13 protein-coding genes are annotated in these 14,688 nt (G+C 71.5%); 7 read left to right on the top strand and 6 right to left on the bottom strand.

Going from position 1 to position 14,688, the window contains the following annotated elements:
* Positions 1–47: 47 nt before the first annotated feature.
* A complete protein-coding gene (locus AFE02nite_RS06950; RefSeq protein WP_034247752.1) occupies positions 48–1,133 on the top strand; it encodes a 4-hydroxy-3-methylbut-2-enyl diphosphate reductase in 1,086 nt (361 codons plus the stop codon).
* Positions 1,134–1,262: 129 nt separating this feature from the next.
* On the opposite strand, the gene AFE02nite_RS06945 is transcribed toward AFE02nite_RS06950, so the two are convergent.
* Both AFE02nite_RS06945 and AFE02nite_RS06940 read right to left on the bottom strand, forming a co-directional pair.
* Positions 1,263–2,552, bottom strand: coding sequence for a DNA recombination protein RmuC (locus AFE02nite_RS06945; protein WP_034247753.1), 1,290 nt, complete (start codon positions 2,550–2,552; stop codon positions 1,263–1,265).
* Positions 2,553–2,648: 96 nt separating this feature from the next.
* Positions 2,649–4,100: an HNH endonuclease signature motif containing protein gene (locus AFE02nite_RS06940; RefSeq protein ID WP_146819330.1), complete on the bottom strand. Its 1,452-nt coding sequence runs from the start codon at positions 4,098–4,100 to the stop codon at positions 2,649–2,651.
* A 111-nt stretch (positions 4,101–4,211) separates the two neighbouring features.
* On the opposite strand from AFE02nite_RS06940, the gene ychF reads away from it, so the two are divergent.
* Complete coding sequence (gene ychF, locus AFE02nite_RS06935) at positions 4,212–5,306, top strand: redox-regulated ATPase YchF (RefSeq protein ID WP_034247356.1); 1,095 nt, start codon at positions 4,212–4,214, stop codon at positions 5,304–5,306.
* 42 nt (positions 5,307–5,348) lie between these two features.
* On the top strand, positions 5,349–6,083 hold the full coding sequence (locus AFE02nite_RS06930) for a tyrosine-protein phosphatase (RefSeq protein ID WP_034247354.1): 735 nt from the start codon (positions 5,349–5,351) through the stop codon (positions 6,081–6,083).
* Positions 6,084–6,133: 50 nt separating this feature from the next.
* Here AFE02nite_RS06930 and AFE02nite_RS06925 read toward each other — a convergent pair whose 3' ends face one another.
* On the bottom strand, positions 6,134–6,535 hold the full coding sequence (locus tag AFE02nite_RS06925) for a DUF7715 family protein (RefSeq protein WP_052113819.1): 402 nt from the start codon (positions 6,533–6,535) through the stop codon (positions 6,134–6,136).
* Positions 6,536–6,772: 237 nt separating this feature from the next.
* Here AFE02nite_RS06925 and AFE02nite_RS06920 point away from each other — a divergent pair, with 237 nt between their 5' ends.
* Positions 6,773–7,648, top strand: a complete 876-nt coding sequence (locus tag AFE02nite_RS06920; RefSeq protein WP_034247349.1) for an AraC family transcriptional regulator — start codon at positions 6,773–6,775, stop codon at positions 7,646–7,648.
* Between the two features lie 19 nt (positions 7,649–7,667).
* On the opposite strand, the gene AFE02nite_RS06915 is transcribed toward AFE02nite_RS06920, so the two are convergent.
* Together AFE02nite_RS06915 and AFE02nite_RS06910 are read right to left on the bottom strand one after the other, a co-directional pair.
* Positions 7,668–8,258, bottom strand: coding sequence for a DinB family protein (locus tag AFE02nite_RS06915; RefSeq protein ID WP_034247347.1), 591 nt, complete (start codon positions 8,256–8,258; stop codon positions 7,668–7,670).
* Positions 8,259–8,363: 105 nt separating this feature from the next.
* Entirely contained in the window at positions 8,364–8,711 is a 348-nt protein-coding gene (locus AFE02nite_RS06910; protein WP_034247345.1) for a DUF952 domain-containing protein, read from the bottom strand.
* Between the two features lie 496 nt (positions 8,712–9,207).
* Here AFE02nite_RS06910 and AFE02nite_RS06905 point away from each other — a divergent pair, with 496 nt between their 5' ends.
* The 3 genes from AFE02nite_RS06905 (at position 9,208) to AFE02nite_RS06895 (ending at position 13,975) form a co-directional block, all read left to right on the top strand.
* Positions 9,208–11,058 (top strand): ABC transporter substrate-binding protein, encoded by a 1,851-nt coding sequence (locus AFE02nite_RS06905; RefSeq protein WP_034247343.1) that lies wholly within the window; start codon positions 9,208–9,210, stop codon positions 11,056–11,058.
* A 206-nt stretch (positions 11,059–11,264) separates the two neighbouring features.
* Positions 11,265–12,896 (top strand): ABC transporter permease, encoded by a 1,632-nt coding sequence (locus AFE02nite_RS06900; protein WP_186814488.1) that lies wholly within the window; start codon positions 11,265–11,267, stop codon positions 12,894–12,896.
* Positions 12,893–13,975: an ABC transporter permease gene (locus AFE02nite_RS06895; RefSeq protein WP_146819329.1), complete on the top strand. Its 1,083-nt coding sequence runs from the start codon at positions 12,893–12,895 to the stop codon at positions 13,973–13,975. Before AFE02nite_RS06900 ends, AFE02nite_RS06895 begins: the two co-directional genes overlap by 4 nt.
* Before the next feature lie 34 nt (positions 13,976–14,009).
* On the opposite strand, the gene AFE02nite_RS06890 is transcribed toward AFE02nite_RS06895, so the two are convergent.
* The gene (locus AFE02nite_RS06890) at positions 14,010–14,630 is read right to left on the bottom strand and encodes a PH domain-containing protein (protein WP_034248571.1); all 621 of its coding nucleotides are present in this window, start codon (positions 14,628–14,630) and stop codon (positions 14,010–14,012) included.
* Positions 14,631–14,688: the final 58 nt, after the last annotated feature.

Below are 14,688 nucleotides of genomic sequence, written 5' to 3'. Positions count from 1 at the left end.
GACGGGCCACCACGGGTCGTTCACAGGGGGTTTCGTAGACTGAGGCGGTGAACCCCCTCCACGACTCGTCGAGCGATCCGACGGCACGTCCGGCGTCCAGCCCGTCGGCCGGTGCGCCCGCCCCGGCGCGCGGTCGCGTCCTGCTCGCTGCGCCCCGCGGGTACTGCGCGGGCGTGGACCGTGCGGTCGTCGCGGTGGAGAAGGCCCTCGAGCACTACGGCCCGCCCGTGTACGTCCGCAAGGAGATCGTCCACAACAAGTACGTGGTCGAGACCCTGGCGGCGCGGGGAGCGATCTTCGTCGACGACACCGACCAGGTGCCCGAGGGCGCCCGGGTGGTCTTCTCGGCGCACGGCGTCTCGCCGGCGGTCCACGCGGCTGCGGAGGCGCGGGGTCTGCAGACCATCGACGCCACCTGCCCGCTCGTGACGAAGGTGCACAAGGAAGCGGTCCGGTTCGCCGGGGACGACTTCGACATCCTCCTCATCGGGCACGAGGGGCACGAGGAGGTCGAGGGCACGTCGGGCGAGGCGCCCGACCACATCCAGGTCGTCAACTCCCCGGACGACGTCGACGACGTCGTGGTCCGCGACCCCGCGAAGGTCGTGTGGCTCTCGCAGACGACGCTGTCGGTCGACGAGACCATGGAGACGGTGCGCCGTCTGCGGGAGCGGTTCCCGCTGCTCGCGGACCCGCCCAGCGACGACATCTGCTACGCCACCCAGAACCGCCAGGTCGCGGTGAAGAAGATCGCCGCGGAGTGCGACCTCGTCATCGTGGTGGGCTCGGCGAACTCCTCGAACTCGGTGCGCCTGGTCGAGGTCGCCCTGGAGTCGGGTGCGCGGGACTCGCACCGGATCGACCACGCGGCCGAGATCGACCCGGCCTGGCTCGACGGCGTGCGCACCGTGGGAGTGACCTCGGGGGCGTCGGTGCCGGAGATCCTCGTGGGCGACGTGCTGGTGCGGCTCGCGGAGCTCGGCTACGGCGACGTCCAGGAGGTGCGCACCGCCACCGAGGACCTCATGTTCTCGCTGCCGCGCGAGCTGCGTGCCGACCTCAAGGCCGCGGGAGAGCCGGTCGGGCGCCCGGCGCGGGGCGAGCGTCGGCCCCTCTCGGTCGAGCCGGTCTAGGCACCTCTGACGAGTCGCCTCTCAGCCGTGGGCGACAACGCGGTCGCCTCAGCCGTGGGCGACGACGCGGTTGCTTCAGCCGAGCGCGACGACGCGGTCGCCTCAGCCGTGGGCGACGACGCGGTCGCCTCAGCCGAGCGCGACCACGCGGTTGGCCTCCGCGGCGACGAGCTCGGCCGCCTGGACCTGGCGTGCCGCTCGGTCGATCTGTGCAGGGACCTCGAGCTCGGCGTCCGTGACCTTGAGCTCCGCCATGCGCCGGGCGCTGACCAGGACGCGTGACTCCAACGAGCTCACGGTCTCGTTGTAGGCGCGCACGGCTCCGTCGAGCTGGCGTCCCAGGCGCCCCACGTGACCGCCGAGCGTGGCCAGCCGTCCGTGCAGCTCGCGTCCCAGCGTGAGGACCTGCTGAGCGTTGGCGGCCAGGGCGTCCTGGCGCCAGGCGTAGGCGACCGTTCGCAGGAGCGCGACGAGCGTCATCGGGGTCGCGAGCACGACGCCCCGCTCCATCGCGTGCTCGATGAGCGTCCCGTCCGCCTCGAGCGCCGCATGCAGGAACGCCTCGGCGGGGACGAACATGACGACGAACTCCGGGGACGGCGCCACCTGCTCCCAGTACTCCTTGGCGGCGAGGTCGTCGATGTGTCGGCGCATGTGGCGTGCGTGAGCGGCGAGCCGGTCGGCGCGCACCGCCTCGTCGGTGGCCTGCATGGCGTCCAGGTAGCCGAGCACGGCGACCTTGGCGTCGACCACCACGTTCTTCCCGCCGGCCAGGTGCACGACCATGTCGGGTCGCAGCGCTCCCTCGTCGGTCGTCACGTGATGCTGCTCGACGAAGTCGACGTGCTCGAGCATGCCCGCGGACTCCACCACCCGGCGCAGCTGGACCTCGCCCCACCGTCCGCGCACCTGCGAGGTGCGCAGTGCACTGACGAGCTGGCCCGTCTCGGAACGCAGGAGCTCGGAGGACTCACGCATCGATCGCAGCTGCTCGGCGAGGGCGGCGGCCGCGTCCGCGCGCGCCCGCTCGGCCGTGCTCACCTCCTGCTTCACCTGGTCGAGCGTGCGGGTCAGCGGCTCGACCAGCCGCCGCACGGCGTCCTGCTGCTGCGCCAGTCCAGACGCACCCGCGGCCTGGGTGCGGCCGAGCCGCTCCTCGGCGACGACCAGGAACTGCTCGGAGTTCGCGCGCAGGGCGTCGGCCGCGAGCGCCCGGAACTGCTCGCTCAGACGCGCCCGGTCCTCCTGGGCCGCGGCCACGCGCTCTGCGGACACCCGGCGCTCGGCCTCGAGCAACGCGCGTGCCTCGGCGACGCGTACCGCCGCTCGCCGGATCCGGGCCTCCGCCCGGACGATGCCGAGCACCCACCCGCCGACGACGCCCACGAGCAGTGCCACGAGCCCGATCACGATCTCCATGCCCCGACCCTCCCAGCCGACACCGACACCGACCTCGACACCGACACCGCACCGCACCGCAGCGCGCCGCCGCAGGTCACAGGCCCGACGCGCGCGTCAGCACGCCACCCGCTCGCACCTCGCCCGCTCCTGCGCGGCCGAGTCTGCGCCGGCCGCATCAACCGCCCCCTTCCCGGGGACCCATGCACGCATCGCCGCTCCGACCCGTCCGCCGACGTCGTCCTCGGGGCGGCCGTCCGCGAGAACGCGGCCACCGGGGGTCGCGACGACGTACCGTGTCCGGCTCTCGCCAGGCCCGCATGCGGCGCCGGGAACGGTGTACCTGGTCACCGCCAGATCCAGCCGGTGCAGCTCGTGGTGGTGGAACGAGCAGGCGAGGGCGCCGTCGACGACGTCGGTCTCCCCGCCGTCGCGGTCCCACCAGACGAGGTGATGTACCTCGCACCACCTCGTCGGCGTCCCGCAGCCTGGCCAGAAGCAACCGGCGTCGCGCACCGTGACCGCACGTCGCTGACCGGCCGTGTACTGACGCCTCGTGCGGCCGAGGTCCAACGGCTGCCCGTCGGCGTCGATCACGACGCGCGTCAGCTCGCAGTCGCACAGCAGTCGGGCGAGCTCGCTCGGTGGCAGCGCGACACCGTCGTAGGTGGCGGGCGGTGCGTTCTCCAGGCGCGCGCCCGTGACCGGCCCCGACGCCGGCGCGGTACCCGCCTCCCCGGCAGCCCGCTGCTCCTCCCGGAGCGCCGCCCAGGTCTCCTCGCGCATGACGAAGGACACCGTCGCCCTGGGACCTACCGGCACTCCGTCCGCCGACGTGACGCCCAGCGCCACGTCGGCCAGGCTCGCGAGTGCGTCAGCCCTCCTCTGTTCGGGCGTGCGATCGTCGTCGGCAGGCGGCTTGCCGGCCATGGCCTCGAGGGCGAGCCGCACCCGATGCCCAGTCACCGCGTCGAGCTGGCCGCTGATCCGTGTGCCGTCGGGCGTCTCGGCGAGGTGGAGGAACCGCCTGCCGCGCTGCACCTGGTGCCCGCGCTCCAGCGCTGCCCGGTCGAGTGCGGCGGCCCACAGCGCCGCGGCCTTGGCGAACCGTCCCGCGTCGACGCGCCCCGCCATCGCCAGCAGCTCCGCCTGCCCCTCCGGTGAGGCCAGGGCAGCACGCACGGGGGCGGACGCGCCGGCCGCCGTGCGCGCGACGACGTCGACGTGCTCGACGGTCACGCGTCCGTCGTCGACGGCGTCCCGGACGGCGGGCATCGACGCCAGCGCGTCGCCGCGACGCACCTCGGTCGCCGCGGCGCGGGCGCCCGTCCGGGAGGTCCGCGCCCGCCACGCCTCGAAGCTGGGGTCGCCGTGCGCGCGCCACGCCCCGCTGTCGCGCTGTGCGACGAGGACCGACGCACGGGCGGTCGTGAGTCGCGCGACCGCCGCGTCGATCCCCGCGACGAGACGTGCGCGCTCGTCGGGAGGCAGCTCGCGGGCGCGGAGCGTCGCGTCGGCGACCGCGCGGACGGCGTCGTCGAGCGCCGCCTGCGCCGCCGCCGTCGTCATGCCGCCTCCAGAATTGGAACTGATGTGCTAATGCTAGCGGAGATGCAGCGAGGAATCGGGACAATTCGCCCACGGCGAACACCCTCCCGGCGGCCCGTAGACTTGCCGCCCGTGGCGCTCACCATCGGAATCGTCGGCCTCCCGAACGTCGGCAAGTCGACCCTCTTCAACGCCCTCACCCGTAACCAGGTGCTGGCTGCGAACTACCCGTTCGCCACGATCGAGCCGAACCTCGGCATCGTCGCCCTGCCCGACCCGCGCCTGCAGACGCTCGCGGACCTCTTCGGCTCCGAGCGGATCGTCCCCGCGACCGTCTCCTTCGTCGACATCGCCGGCATCGTGCGCGGCGCGTCCGAGGGGGAGGGGCTGGGCAACAAGTTCCTCGCCAACATCCGCGAGGCCGACGCCATCTGCCAGGTGGTCCGCGCGTTCGCGGACGACGACGTCGTGCACGTCACCGGCCGCGTCGACCCTGCCGACGACATCGAGACCGTCAACACCGAGCTGATCCTCGCCGACCTCCAGACGCTCGAGCGCGCCATCCCCCGGCTGGAGAAGGAGGTCCGCGGCAAGAAGACCGACGCCGCCGTCCTCGCCGCGGCGCAGGCCGCGAACGCCGTCCTCGAGGAGGGCGTCACCGTCTTCGCCGCGCGTGAGCGCCTCGCCAAGCAGGGCGTCGACGCGACGGCCCTCCGCGACCTCCAGCTCCTCACGGCCAAGCCGTTCATCTTCGTCTTCAACACCGACGACGCGGGCCTCGCCGACGTCGACATGCAGGCGCGCATGCGCGCGCTCGTCGCCCCCGCCGACGCGATCTTCCTCGACGCCAAGTTCGAGTCGGAGCTCGTCGAGCTCGACCCCGACGACGCCGCCGAGATGCTCGCGGACTCCGGTCAGTCCGAGCCGGGCCTGGACCAGCTCGCCCGCGTCGGCTTCCACACGCTCGGCCTGCAGACGTACCTCACGGCCGGTCCGAAGGAGGCCCGCGCCTGGACGATCAAGCAGGGCTGGACGGCGCCGCAGGCGGCCGGCGTCATCCACACGGACTTCGAGCGCGGCTTCATCAAGGCCGAGGTCATCAGCTTCGCGGACCTCGTCGAGGCCGGCTCGATCGCCGCTGCCCGCTCGGCAGGCAAGGCCCGCATCGAGGGCAAGGACTACGTGATGGCCGACGGCGACGTGGTGGAGTTCCGCTTCAACGTCTGAGGCACCCGGAGACCCGGGGGCGCGGGTTGTAGTGTCCGGTCGATGCGTGCCCTGACTGTCGATGGCCTGGTCAACGCCCGTGACCTCGGTGGCCTTCCACTGACCGGGGGCGGTACGACGCCCCGCGGTGTCTTCTTCCGCGGAGAGAACGTCGACGCCGTCACGACCCGCGGCTGGGACGAGCTGTACGCCCTCGGTGTGCGCACGGTGGTCGACCTGCGGCAGGACGCCGAGAGGGAGCGGGACCGGCGTCGTCGGCCCGGCTGGCTGGTCACCGCGCACGTCGACCTGGACGGCCTGGAGAACGCCGACTTCTGGCGGGACTACGCCGACAACGGGCTGTGGGGCACGGCCGTGTACTTCCTGCCGCACCTGGCGACGATGCCCGAGCGGGCAGGCGCAGCGCTCGCCGCGGTCGCCGACGCCGACGCGGGCGGCGTCCTCTTCCACTGCATGTCGGGACGCGATCGGACCGGTCTCGTCGCGATGCTCCTGCTCAGCCTGGTCGGCGTGGAGCCGGACGCGATCGTCGACGACTACCTCGAGACCGTGCGGAACGCCGACGCGCTCGCCCAAGCCACCGGGCGCGAGAACGACGAGCCGGTGCGCGACGCGATCCTGGCCCGCCGTGGATCGAGCACGGAGAAGGCGTTCCGCGAAGCGCTCGCTGGTCTGGACGTCGAGACGCTCCTCGCTGCGGCGGAGCTCTCGGAGAGCACCGTGCAGCGGTTGAGGACGTGGCGGGGCGCGCTCGTCGTCGACGACCTCTCCTGCTGACCCGCAACGGAATGGTGGAGCGCCGCTCCACCGTCTGACCGGCGTCCGCCTCACCGCGCAGCCGCGGGCTGTCGCACGTACTGTCGCCCGCGGTCCGTGCCGATCACGGTCCCGGCCGGGTACCGATCGGCGACCAGGAGCACCTCCATCACGGCCTCGACGACGACGGCGTGCACCTCCTCCTCCGTGCCACCGAAGTCCAGCCAGCCGCCCCGCGCCAGGCTGTCGCGGAAGGCCAGCACCACGTCGTCCAGGCTCGATGGCCACTCCGCGACCTGAGCGGTCGTCGTCGCGCGCTCGGAGTGCAGGCCGGCGAACGCGCGGCCACACCCGCACCCGCGTCCGGTCCCGCGCAGATCGGTCGCGCAGATCACGCCGAACATGACGAGCTCTCCGGGTGTCGCCCAGGTGTAGTCGTCCGCCCGGTCGCCCTGCGTCTCCTCTGTGGCCACCAGTACCCGCATCGTCGCGTCCTTCCTCGCCTGCGTCGGCCCCGCGCCGACGCTCGAACGCTAGTTCGATGGACCGACAGGCAGGGTTCTCGAGCGCTGCTCTGTGGACAGTCGGTGACGTCCCCACCGGCCAGCCGCTTCGGCCGCCCCACGCTGGAGTCGCCGATCGAATGCGGCCAGGATCATCGGGTGCTCGCCGTCGTCCGTCGGTGAGACTGGCCTGCCGAAGGGGGACCCGTGATCGGCACGCTCAACGCCCTGGTCGACCTCGTCGAGCAGCGCCACGACGCGCGCGTGGACGTCCCCGCCTTCGCCCGGGCCCACGCCACGACGGAGTACCACTTGCGCCGGATGTTCGCCGCGCTGGCCGGGATGCCGTTCTCGGAGTACGTGCGGCGTCGCCGGATGACGCTCGCCGCGGCCGACCTGGTGCGCGGGGAGCGAAGCCTGCTCGCCGTGGCCGTGCGCTACGGCTACGGCTCCGTCGAGGCGTTCACCAGGGCGTTCCGGTCGGTGCACGCCATCGCGCCGGCCGACGCGCGCCGCACCGGTGGGCCGCTCACCACCCAACCCGTGCTCAGGTTCCGCCTGAGCGTTGAAGGGAGCACCCCCATGGACGTGACGGTCACCGACCGGCCGGCCTTCCTTCTCGTCGGCCACGCCGTCGAGGTCCCGCTGGTGCACCAGGGCGTCAACCCGCACATCGCCGAGCACGTCGCCTCGATCGCGCCCGAGGAGCACGCGCGGCTCAAGGTTCTGGGCGCCACGGAGCCCGTCGGGGAGCCAGCCGGCATCCTCGCCGTCACGCTGGGTCCCGACCCCGACGCCGCGGAGGGCTCGCCCCTGACCTACCTGCACGGCGTGGCCGTGCGCGACGGCGCCCCGGTCCCGTCCGACCTCGACGCCATCCCCGTCGACGCCGGTACCTGGGCGGTCTTCGGCTCCAGCGGACCGTTCCCCGACACTCTCCAGCAGACCTGGGCCGCGACGGCGACCGACTGGTTCCCCTCGAACCCCTGGCGGCTGCGGCCGGGCCCGTCGATCGTCCGCTACCTCGAGCTCACCGCGACACGCGCCACGTGCGAGCTCTGGATGCCGATCGAGCCCGCCTGACCGGCCGCCGCCGCGGGCCTCAGGCGACGGCGTCGCGCGCGGCCCGCGCGACGCGCTCGCGGTAGGCGACCCACCACGCGTCGTCCACGCCGGGCAAGTTCTCGTTGCCGGCGCTGAGACCGGCGGCCCCGTCGATGAGCTCGCGCAGGATGTCGGCGTGCCCGGCATGCCGGTGCGTCTCGGCGACCATGTGCACGAGCAGCCGGTGCAGCGTCACGTCCTGCCCGCCGTCGCCCCACCACGCGACGTGCCCGACGGCGTCGAGCGGCAGCGCCTCGATGGTCGCGTCGGAGTGCGCCCACGCGCGCTCGGCGAGGCCGAGCACGTCGGCGCGCGTCACGTCTGCCGGGACCCAGAAGTCGGCGTTGGGCTCGGCGTCGTCAGCGAACCAGGGGAGCGGCTCGTCGAAGGGGCGCCCGAAGCACGCCCCGAAGTAGTCGACGTCCACGCTCGAGACGTGCTTGACCAGGCCGAGCAGGTTCGTGCCCGTCGGCGTGAGGGGGCGCCGCGCGTCGTACTCGGACAGGCCGTCGAGCTTCCAGACGAGCGCCTCGCGCGCGCTGCGCAGGTATCGGTGCAGGTCGGCCTTCGCGGCGTCGTCGATGCTCATCGGGCCAGCCTGCCCCCGGGGTGCGACATGCGCACGGGTACCGCGCGGGCGCGCGGGAGCCCAGGACGGCGCGGGAGAGCCCGGGCCCCCGCCGCCCGGAAGGCGTCAGTAGACGAAGCGTCCGGCGGCGTCGAACCGTGCGGGACGCACGTCGACGACCCAGGACCTGTCGATGGGCCCATAGATATGTGGATAGAGCTCCCCGTCCCCGCCGTCCTCGAGCTCCACCCGGACGCCGTCCTGGTGGATGAGGGACTCCTCCAGCACGAGGACGCAGAGGGGTTCGGGGTCGTCGCGGTAGACGAAGCCGGCCACGTCGTCGACCTGCTCGGGGTAGGACGCGTGGACGAAGCCCACCTCGTCGAGGCTGTGCCCGCGCGTGGACGTGCTGTACGTGCCGTCCCGCAGCGAGTCCTGCCAGTCGGCCCGGTGGGCGATGTGCAGCAGGTGCATCCGGCCACAGTAGGCCTGTCGAGAGGGGCGCTGCAGGCCGTCGGAACGCCGACCTGGGCCGTTTAGCGCGCCCTGCCACGGATCGCTCGCGACGTTCGACAAAGGCCGCCGGCGCGGGTCCGGAAGGGTGCGTTTGTCCGGTAGTCCGTGGAATGCCCGTTCGTGCGGTGCTCCGCCCAGTCCCGAGACGGGCCCGCGGCGCGGAGGGCCTTCATCGGCGGTTCCCGAAGGTCTGCGCCCGCCTGTCAACGGTTTTAGTGCCCCGATGACCTGCGAAAGCGCGCTGACCTGCGACGGCGCTGAGACGAGCCGTCCCGGATCATGAGATGTACCGGGTAGTATCGAAAAGGTAACGATCACCGGGGCCCCCCGGCTGTGTCCCGATTGCCGCAATCGGCCGCTGTACGCTCGCCCAATCCAAGGGTGGCTGTCCCTGGCAGTTCCCGCGTCCCCGAACGCGGCTGCGGGCCCTCACCTCATCCGTCAGGAGGAACTTGTGAAGATCAGGCGAATCGGCGCCGTCGGCGCCATCGTCGCGACGAGCGCGCTCGTGCTGAGCGCGTGCTCGACCCCGGGTGGGAGCGAGATCGTCGAGGACACTGCGGTCAACGTCGGCTGGAACCAGCCGTTCTACTCGCAGAACAACCTCACCTCGAGTGGCAACGCGACGACCAACTCGAACGTGCTGTACCTGACGAACGCCGCCTTCAACTACTACGACGGTGACCTGAACCTCGTGAAGAACGAGGACTTCGGCACCTACGAGAAGGTGTCGGACGACCCGCTGACCGTGAAGTACACGGTGAACGAGGGCGTCACCTGGTCGGACGGCACGCCCGTCGACGCGGCCGACCTGATCATGTACTGGGGCCCCCAGAACGACAACTTCGACACCGTCGAGGGCAGCTACGACGACGAGGGCAACATCCAGGAGACCGAGGGTGGCGTCTACTTCGACGGCTCCTCCGTCGCGATGACGCTCGTCTCCGAGTTCCCCGAGATCAGCGACGACGGCCGCTCCGTCACGCTCGTCTACGACAGCCCGCGCTCCGACTGGGAGGTCTCCTTCCAGCCGTCGCCGATCGCGGCGCACGCGATCGCGAACATCGCCCTCGGCATCGAGGACGCCGAGGAGGGCAAGCAGGCCGTCATCGACGCGTTCCAGAACAACGACGCCGAGGCGCTCGCCAAGCTCGCGAACGTCTGGAACACCGGCTTCGACTTCACCTCGCTCCCGGACAACGAGCTCCTCTACCTGTCCTCGAGCGCGTACGTGATGTCCGACTACGTCGAGAACCAGTACCTCACCGTCACGGCCCGCGACGACTACGACTGGGGCCCCGCGCCCAAGGTCGAGTCGATCACGATCCGCTACACCGAGGACCCGCTGGCGTCGGTGACCGCTCTGCAGAACGGTGAGGTCGACCTCATCCAGCCGCAGTCGTCGGTCGACGTCATCGAGACCCTCGAGGGCATCGACGGCATCACGTACCAGGCCGAGGAAGAGGGCACGTACGAGCACGTCGACGTGATCTTCAACAACGGTGGTCCGTTCGACCCCGCCACCTACGGTGGCGACGAGGACAAGGCCCGCGCCGTCCGCCTGGCGTTCCTCCTCTCCGTGCCGCGCGCGGAGATCATGGAGAAGCTGATCGTCCCGCTGAACCCCGAGGCCCAGGTCCGCAACTCGCACACCGTCGTGCCCGGCTCGCCGGCCTACGACGACGTCGTCGCCGGCAACGGCTCCGACTTCTTCAGCGAGGACGACGACGCCAACCGTCAGGCGGCCATCGACCTCCTGGCCGAGGCCGGCGTCGACACCTCGACCCCGATCGACGTCCGGTTCCTCTACGGCGCCTCGAACGTCCGCCGCGCGAACGAGTACCAGCTCATCGCCGCGTCGGCCGAGAAGGTCGGGTTCAACGTGCTCGACGAGGGTGACGACGCCTGGGGCGGCCGCCTCACGCAGACGGACACCTACGACGCGTCGCTGTTCGGCTGGCAGTCCACGAACACCTTCGCCCTCAACTCCGAGGCGAACTTCGTGACCGGCGGCCTGAACAACTTCGGTGGCTACTCCAACGCCGACATCGACGGCTGGTACGCCGACATGGCGTCCGCCTCCGTCGACGAGGAGAAGGAGCTGACCATCCAGATCGAGAAGCAGCTGAACGCTGACGGCTTCTCGCTGCCGATCTTCCAGTTCCCGGGTGTCGTCGCCTGGCGCGACGCTCTCCAGGGCGTGAAGATGATCCCGATCTCGCCGACGATCTTCTGGAACTACTGGGAGTGGGAGATCAGCGCCGAGGACACCCTCGACGCCCCGGCGGCCAGCACCGAGGAGTGATCCTCACCACTGACGAAGGTCAGTAGGTCTGCACGATCCGGTGGGGTACCGCGGCACCCGCGGTACCCCACCGGCATGCCGGGTCGGTGATCCCGACCGCGGTACCACGTCCAGCCGTCCTCGTGCCGGGTCCCCGGATCGAGGACCGTCCGTGGACGGACGCGTAGACTCACGCAGTCCATCCACTCGTGAAGAGGTCCCCCCACATGGCCACCTCAGTGACGAGCCTGCCGGCCGACGAGGCGACGACCGCCCCGCCGCAGCCGCAAGCTCCCTCCCGCCTCCGGCGGAGCGCGCCGATGCTGACCTTCCTCGGTCGGCGTCTGCTCTCCTCGGCGATCGTGCTGCTCGGCGCCACGTTCATCGTGTACATGCTGCTGGCGTACGCACTGGATCCCCTGGAGGACCTGTACGCCTCGAGCGCGCCCAACAAGGAGCAGCTGATCGAGGCCCGCATCAGGGACCTCAACCTCGACACCCCGCCCGCCGTGCGCTGGGTGCTGTGGCTCGGCGGCGTGGCCAGGTGCGGCATCGGCCAGTGCGACCTCGGCAACAGCTGGGTGACCAACGAGAACGTGATCGACATGCTCGGCACGGCGATCCCGTCGACGGTGCAGCTCATCGCGGCCTCGACGTTCCTGGCCATCGGGCTCGGCATCGTCGTCGGCATCGCGTCCGCGCTGCGGCAGTACACGGGCTTCGACTACACCGTGACCTTCATGTCGTTCGTGCTCTACTCGCTGCCCTCGTTCTGGGTCGCGGTGCTCCTGAAGCTGTGGGGCGCGATCGGCTTCAACGACTTCCTGCGTGATCCGACGCTCTCGACGCCGGCCGTGGTCGGCCTCGCCGTGCTCGGCGGCCTGATCTGGCAGGCCCTGGTCGCGGGCGACATCCGACGTCGGCTCAGCGTCTTCGGCATCGCCACCCTCGCCACCGGCGCCGCGATCTGGGGCATGTCCGCGACGGGGTGGCTCCTCGACCCGAACCTGACGATCGTCGGCGTGCTCGTGCTCGGCGTGGCCAGCGCCTACGCGGTCACGGCGCTGACGGCCGGCCTGCGCAACAAGCGCGCCCTGTACGCCGCGCTCACGACGGTGGCCGTCGGCGTCGCGCTCTACTACCCGCTGCAGTGGCCGTTCGCCGTCGCCAGCGCGTGGCTGATCATCGGCCTGGCCGCGGCCGCCGTCGCGAGCGGCATGCTCATCGGCTGGCTGTTCGGCGGCCCGGACCGCGGCGTCTCGATGCGGACCTCCGCGATCACCGCGGTCCTCGTCGGCGCGTTCATCTACATCGACCGCGTCATGGACGTCTGGAAGCTGTACTCCAACTCCAGCCGCATCGCGGGGCGCCCGATCGCGACGATCGGCTCGCAGACCCCCGGCCTGGCAGGCAACGACTACTGGGTGACGACGCTCGACACGTTCACGCACCTCGTGCTGCCGACGATCGCGCTGATCCTCATCTCGTTCGCGTCGTACACCCGCTACTCGCGGGCGAGCCTGCTCGAGGTGATGAACCAGGACTACATCCGCACGGCGCGGGCCAAGGGCCTGCCGGAGCGGGTGGTGACGGTGCGGCACGCGTTCCGCAACGCCCTCATCCCGCTCGCGACGGTGGTGCCGCTCGACATCGCGGCCCTCTTCGGTGGCGCGATCATCACCGAACGGATCTTCGCCTGGAGCGGCATGGGGACCCTGTTCCTCACGTCGCTCGGTGCACGCGACGCCGACCCGGTCATGGGGTACTTCCTCGTGGTCGGCACGATGCTCGTGCTCGCGAACATCGTCGTGGACTTCATCTACGCCGCTCTCGACCCCAGGATCCGGGTGAACGCATGACTGTCCCCACTCCCGACTCCGAGCCGATCGAGAAGCTCGACACGTTCGCCGGCGAGAAGGTCGAGAACGCGATCGAGCTCAAGGAGGTCGAGGGCCTCTCGCAGGGCCGCATCGTCCTCCGGCGCTTCTTGCGTCACCGCGGCGCGATGGTCGCCTCGCTCTTCCTCATCGCCATCGTGCTGCTCGCGGCCACCTCGATCGGCTGGGGGCCCATCCCCGGCTGGTGGGCGTACGGCCCGAACGACCTCGCGCCCGTCGTCAACCCCGGCGGCGCACCGACCATGTCGTTCGACGGCGGCGTCACGATCGGTGAGCACCCCTTCGGCCAGGACAACATCGGCCGGGACGTGTTCGCGCGCGTCATGGGCGGCACGCAGACCTCGCTGATGGTCATGACGATCATCGGCCTGCTCGCGACGACCATCGGCATCACGATCGGCTCTCTCGCCGGCTTCCTGCGCGGCCGCCTGGACAACGTCATCATGCGCTTCACGGACATGGTCATCACCATCCCCGTGATCATGATCGGCGCGATCCTCGGCGCCTGGGTGGCCAAGGCCAACCCGGTGCTCCTGGCGCTCGCCCTGAGCATGGTGACCTGGACGTCGATGGCCCGCCTCGTGCGTGCCGAGTTCCTCTCGCTGCGCGAGCGCGAGTTCGTCGACGCCGCGCGCGTCGCGGGCGCGAGCAACGCGCGGATCATGTTCAAGCACATGCTCCCGAACGCGGTCGGCGTGATCATCGTCAACACCACGCTGCTCATGGCCTCGGCGATCCTGCTCGAGACGGCGCTCAGCTACCTCGGCTTCGGCATCCGCTTCCCCGACGTGTCGCTGGGCACGCTCATCAGCGAGTACCAGACGGCCTTCGCCACGCGGCCCTGGCTGTTCTGGTGGCCGGGTCTGTTCATCGTGAGCATCGCGCTCTGCGTGAACTTCATCGGCGACGGCCTGCGCGACGCCTTCGACCCGCGGCAGCGGCGCATCCCGAGCAAGCGCGCGATGGACCGGGCAGCGGCCCGGGCCGCGCGCCGCGCCGAGGCGGCGGCCACGCCGGCGACGGACGCGGCCAGTGCCTGAGTCGACCCTGGCGCGCGTGGTGACGCGGTCGGGCTCAGCCGAGGCTGAGCGAGACCGCGGACGCCGCGACGAGCGCCGCGACGAGCAGCAGCGGACCGGGGTGCCAGTGCACCACCGGGCGCTGCCGCTCGAGCACCGGGTCGTCGAGGAAGCCGGCGTCGCGCAGCTTCTCCCAGCGACGGCGGATGTAGCCCGCGACGTCGCCGGAGGGGGTGCCCGCGAGGTCACCGGGGCGCAGGCCGGCGGCGGCGTAGGCGCTCTCGGGCTGGTGGTGCATCGTGGCCCGGGTCGCGTAGGCCGCACCGGTCCGGCCGGGCACGGGTGCCGCCCAGGCGTTGTACGGGCCGTAGGCCGTCTCCAGCGTGAGGGCGTACTTCGTCTCGATGCGCTGGATGGCCGGCCACGGCAGCTCGACGGTGCGCACGACGTTGCGCAGCGCCACGCCGCCGTCGCTGATGATCACCGCCGGGCGCCCGTAGAAGGCCCACACCGCGGCGGGCACGACGGCGAACACGGGCACGTAGCGCAGCGCCGCCCCGACGTCGTCGAGCGCGGTCAGGACGAGCGCGACGGCGGCCACGGCCGCGACGCCGATCGTCATGCCCCGCGCCGAGCCGGCCTGGTAGGTCACTGTCTGGTCAGCGGTGGACGACACCGCACCATGGTCTCAGAACGTCCCTCGCAGGCGGGGCCGGTCACCGCGGCCGGTCCCG

Source organism: Actinotalea fermentans (assembly GCF_007991475.1).
GTDB classification, from domain to species: Bacteria; Actinomycetota; Actinomycetes; order Actinomycetales; family Cellulomonadaceae; genus Actinotalea; species Actinotalea fermentans.
Note: the sequence above shows the minus strand (reverse complement) of the source record. Positions and strands in the feature narration are given on the sequence as shown.

What these genes read in the sequence shown, in the direction of transcription:
- AFE02nite_RS06900 (WP_186814488.1), top strand. Translation starts at nt 11,265, where the DNA reads ATGGCCACCTCAGTGACGAGCCTGCCGGCCGACGAGGCGACGACCGCC.
- AFE02nite_RS06910 (WP_034247345.1), bottom strand. Translation starts at nt 8,711, where the DNA reads ATGCACCTGCTGCACATCGCCCACCGGGCCGACTGGCAGGACTCGCTG.
- AFE02nite_RS06945 (WP_034247753.1), bottom strand. Translation starts at nt 2,552, where the DNA reads ATGGAGATCGTGATCGGGCTCGTGGCACTGCTCGTGGGCGTCGTCGGC.
- AFE02nite_RS06915 (WP_034247347.1), bottom strand. Translation starts at nt 8,258, where the DNA reads ATGAGCATCGACGACGCCGCGAAGGCCGACCTGCACCGATACCTGCGC.
- AFE02nite_RS06895 (WP_146819329.1), top strand. Translation starts at nt 12,893, where the DNA reads ATGACTGTCCCCACTCCCGACTCCGAGCCGATCGAGAAGCTCGACACG.
- AFE02nite_RS06940 (WP_146819330.1), bottom strand. Translation starts at nt 4,100, where the DNA reads ATGACGACGGCGGCGGCGCAGGCGGCGCTCGACGACGCCGTCCGCGCG.
- AFE02nite_RS06930 (WP_034247354.1), top strand. Translation starts at nt 5,349, where the DNA reads ATGCGTGCCCTGACTGTCGATGGCCTGGTCAACGCCCGTGACCTCGGT.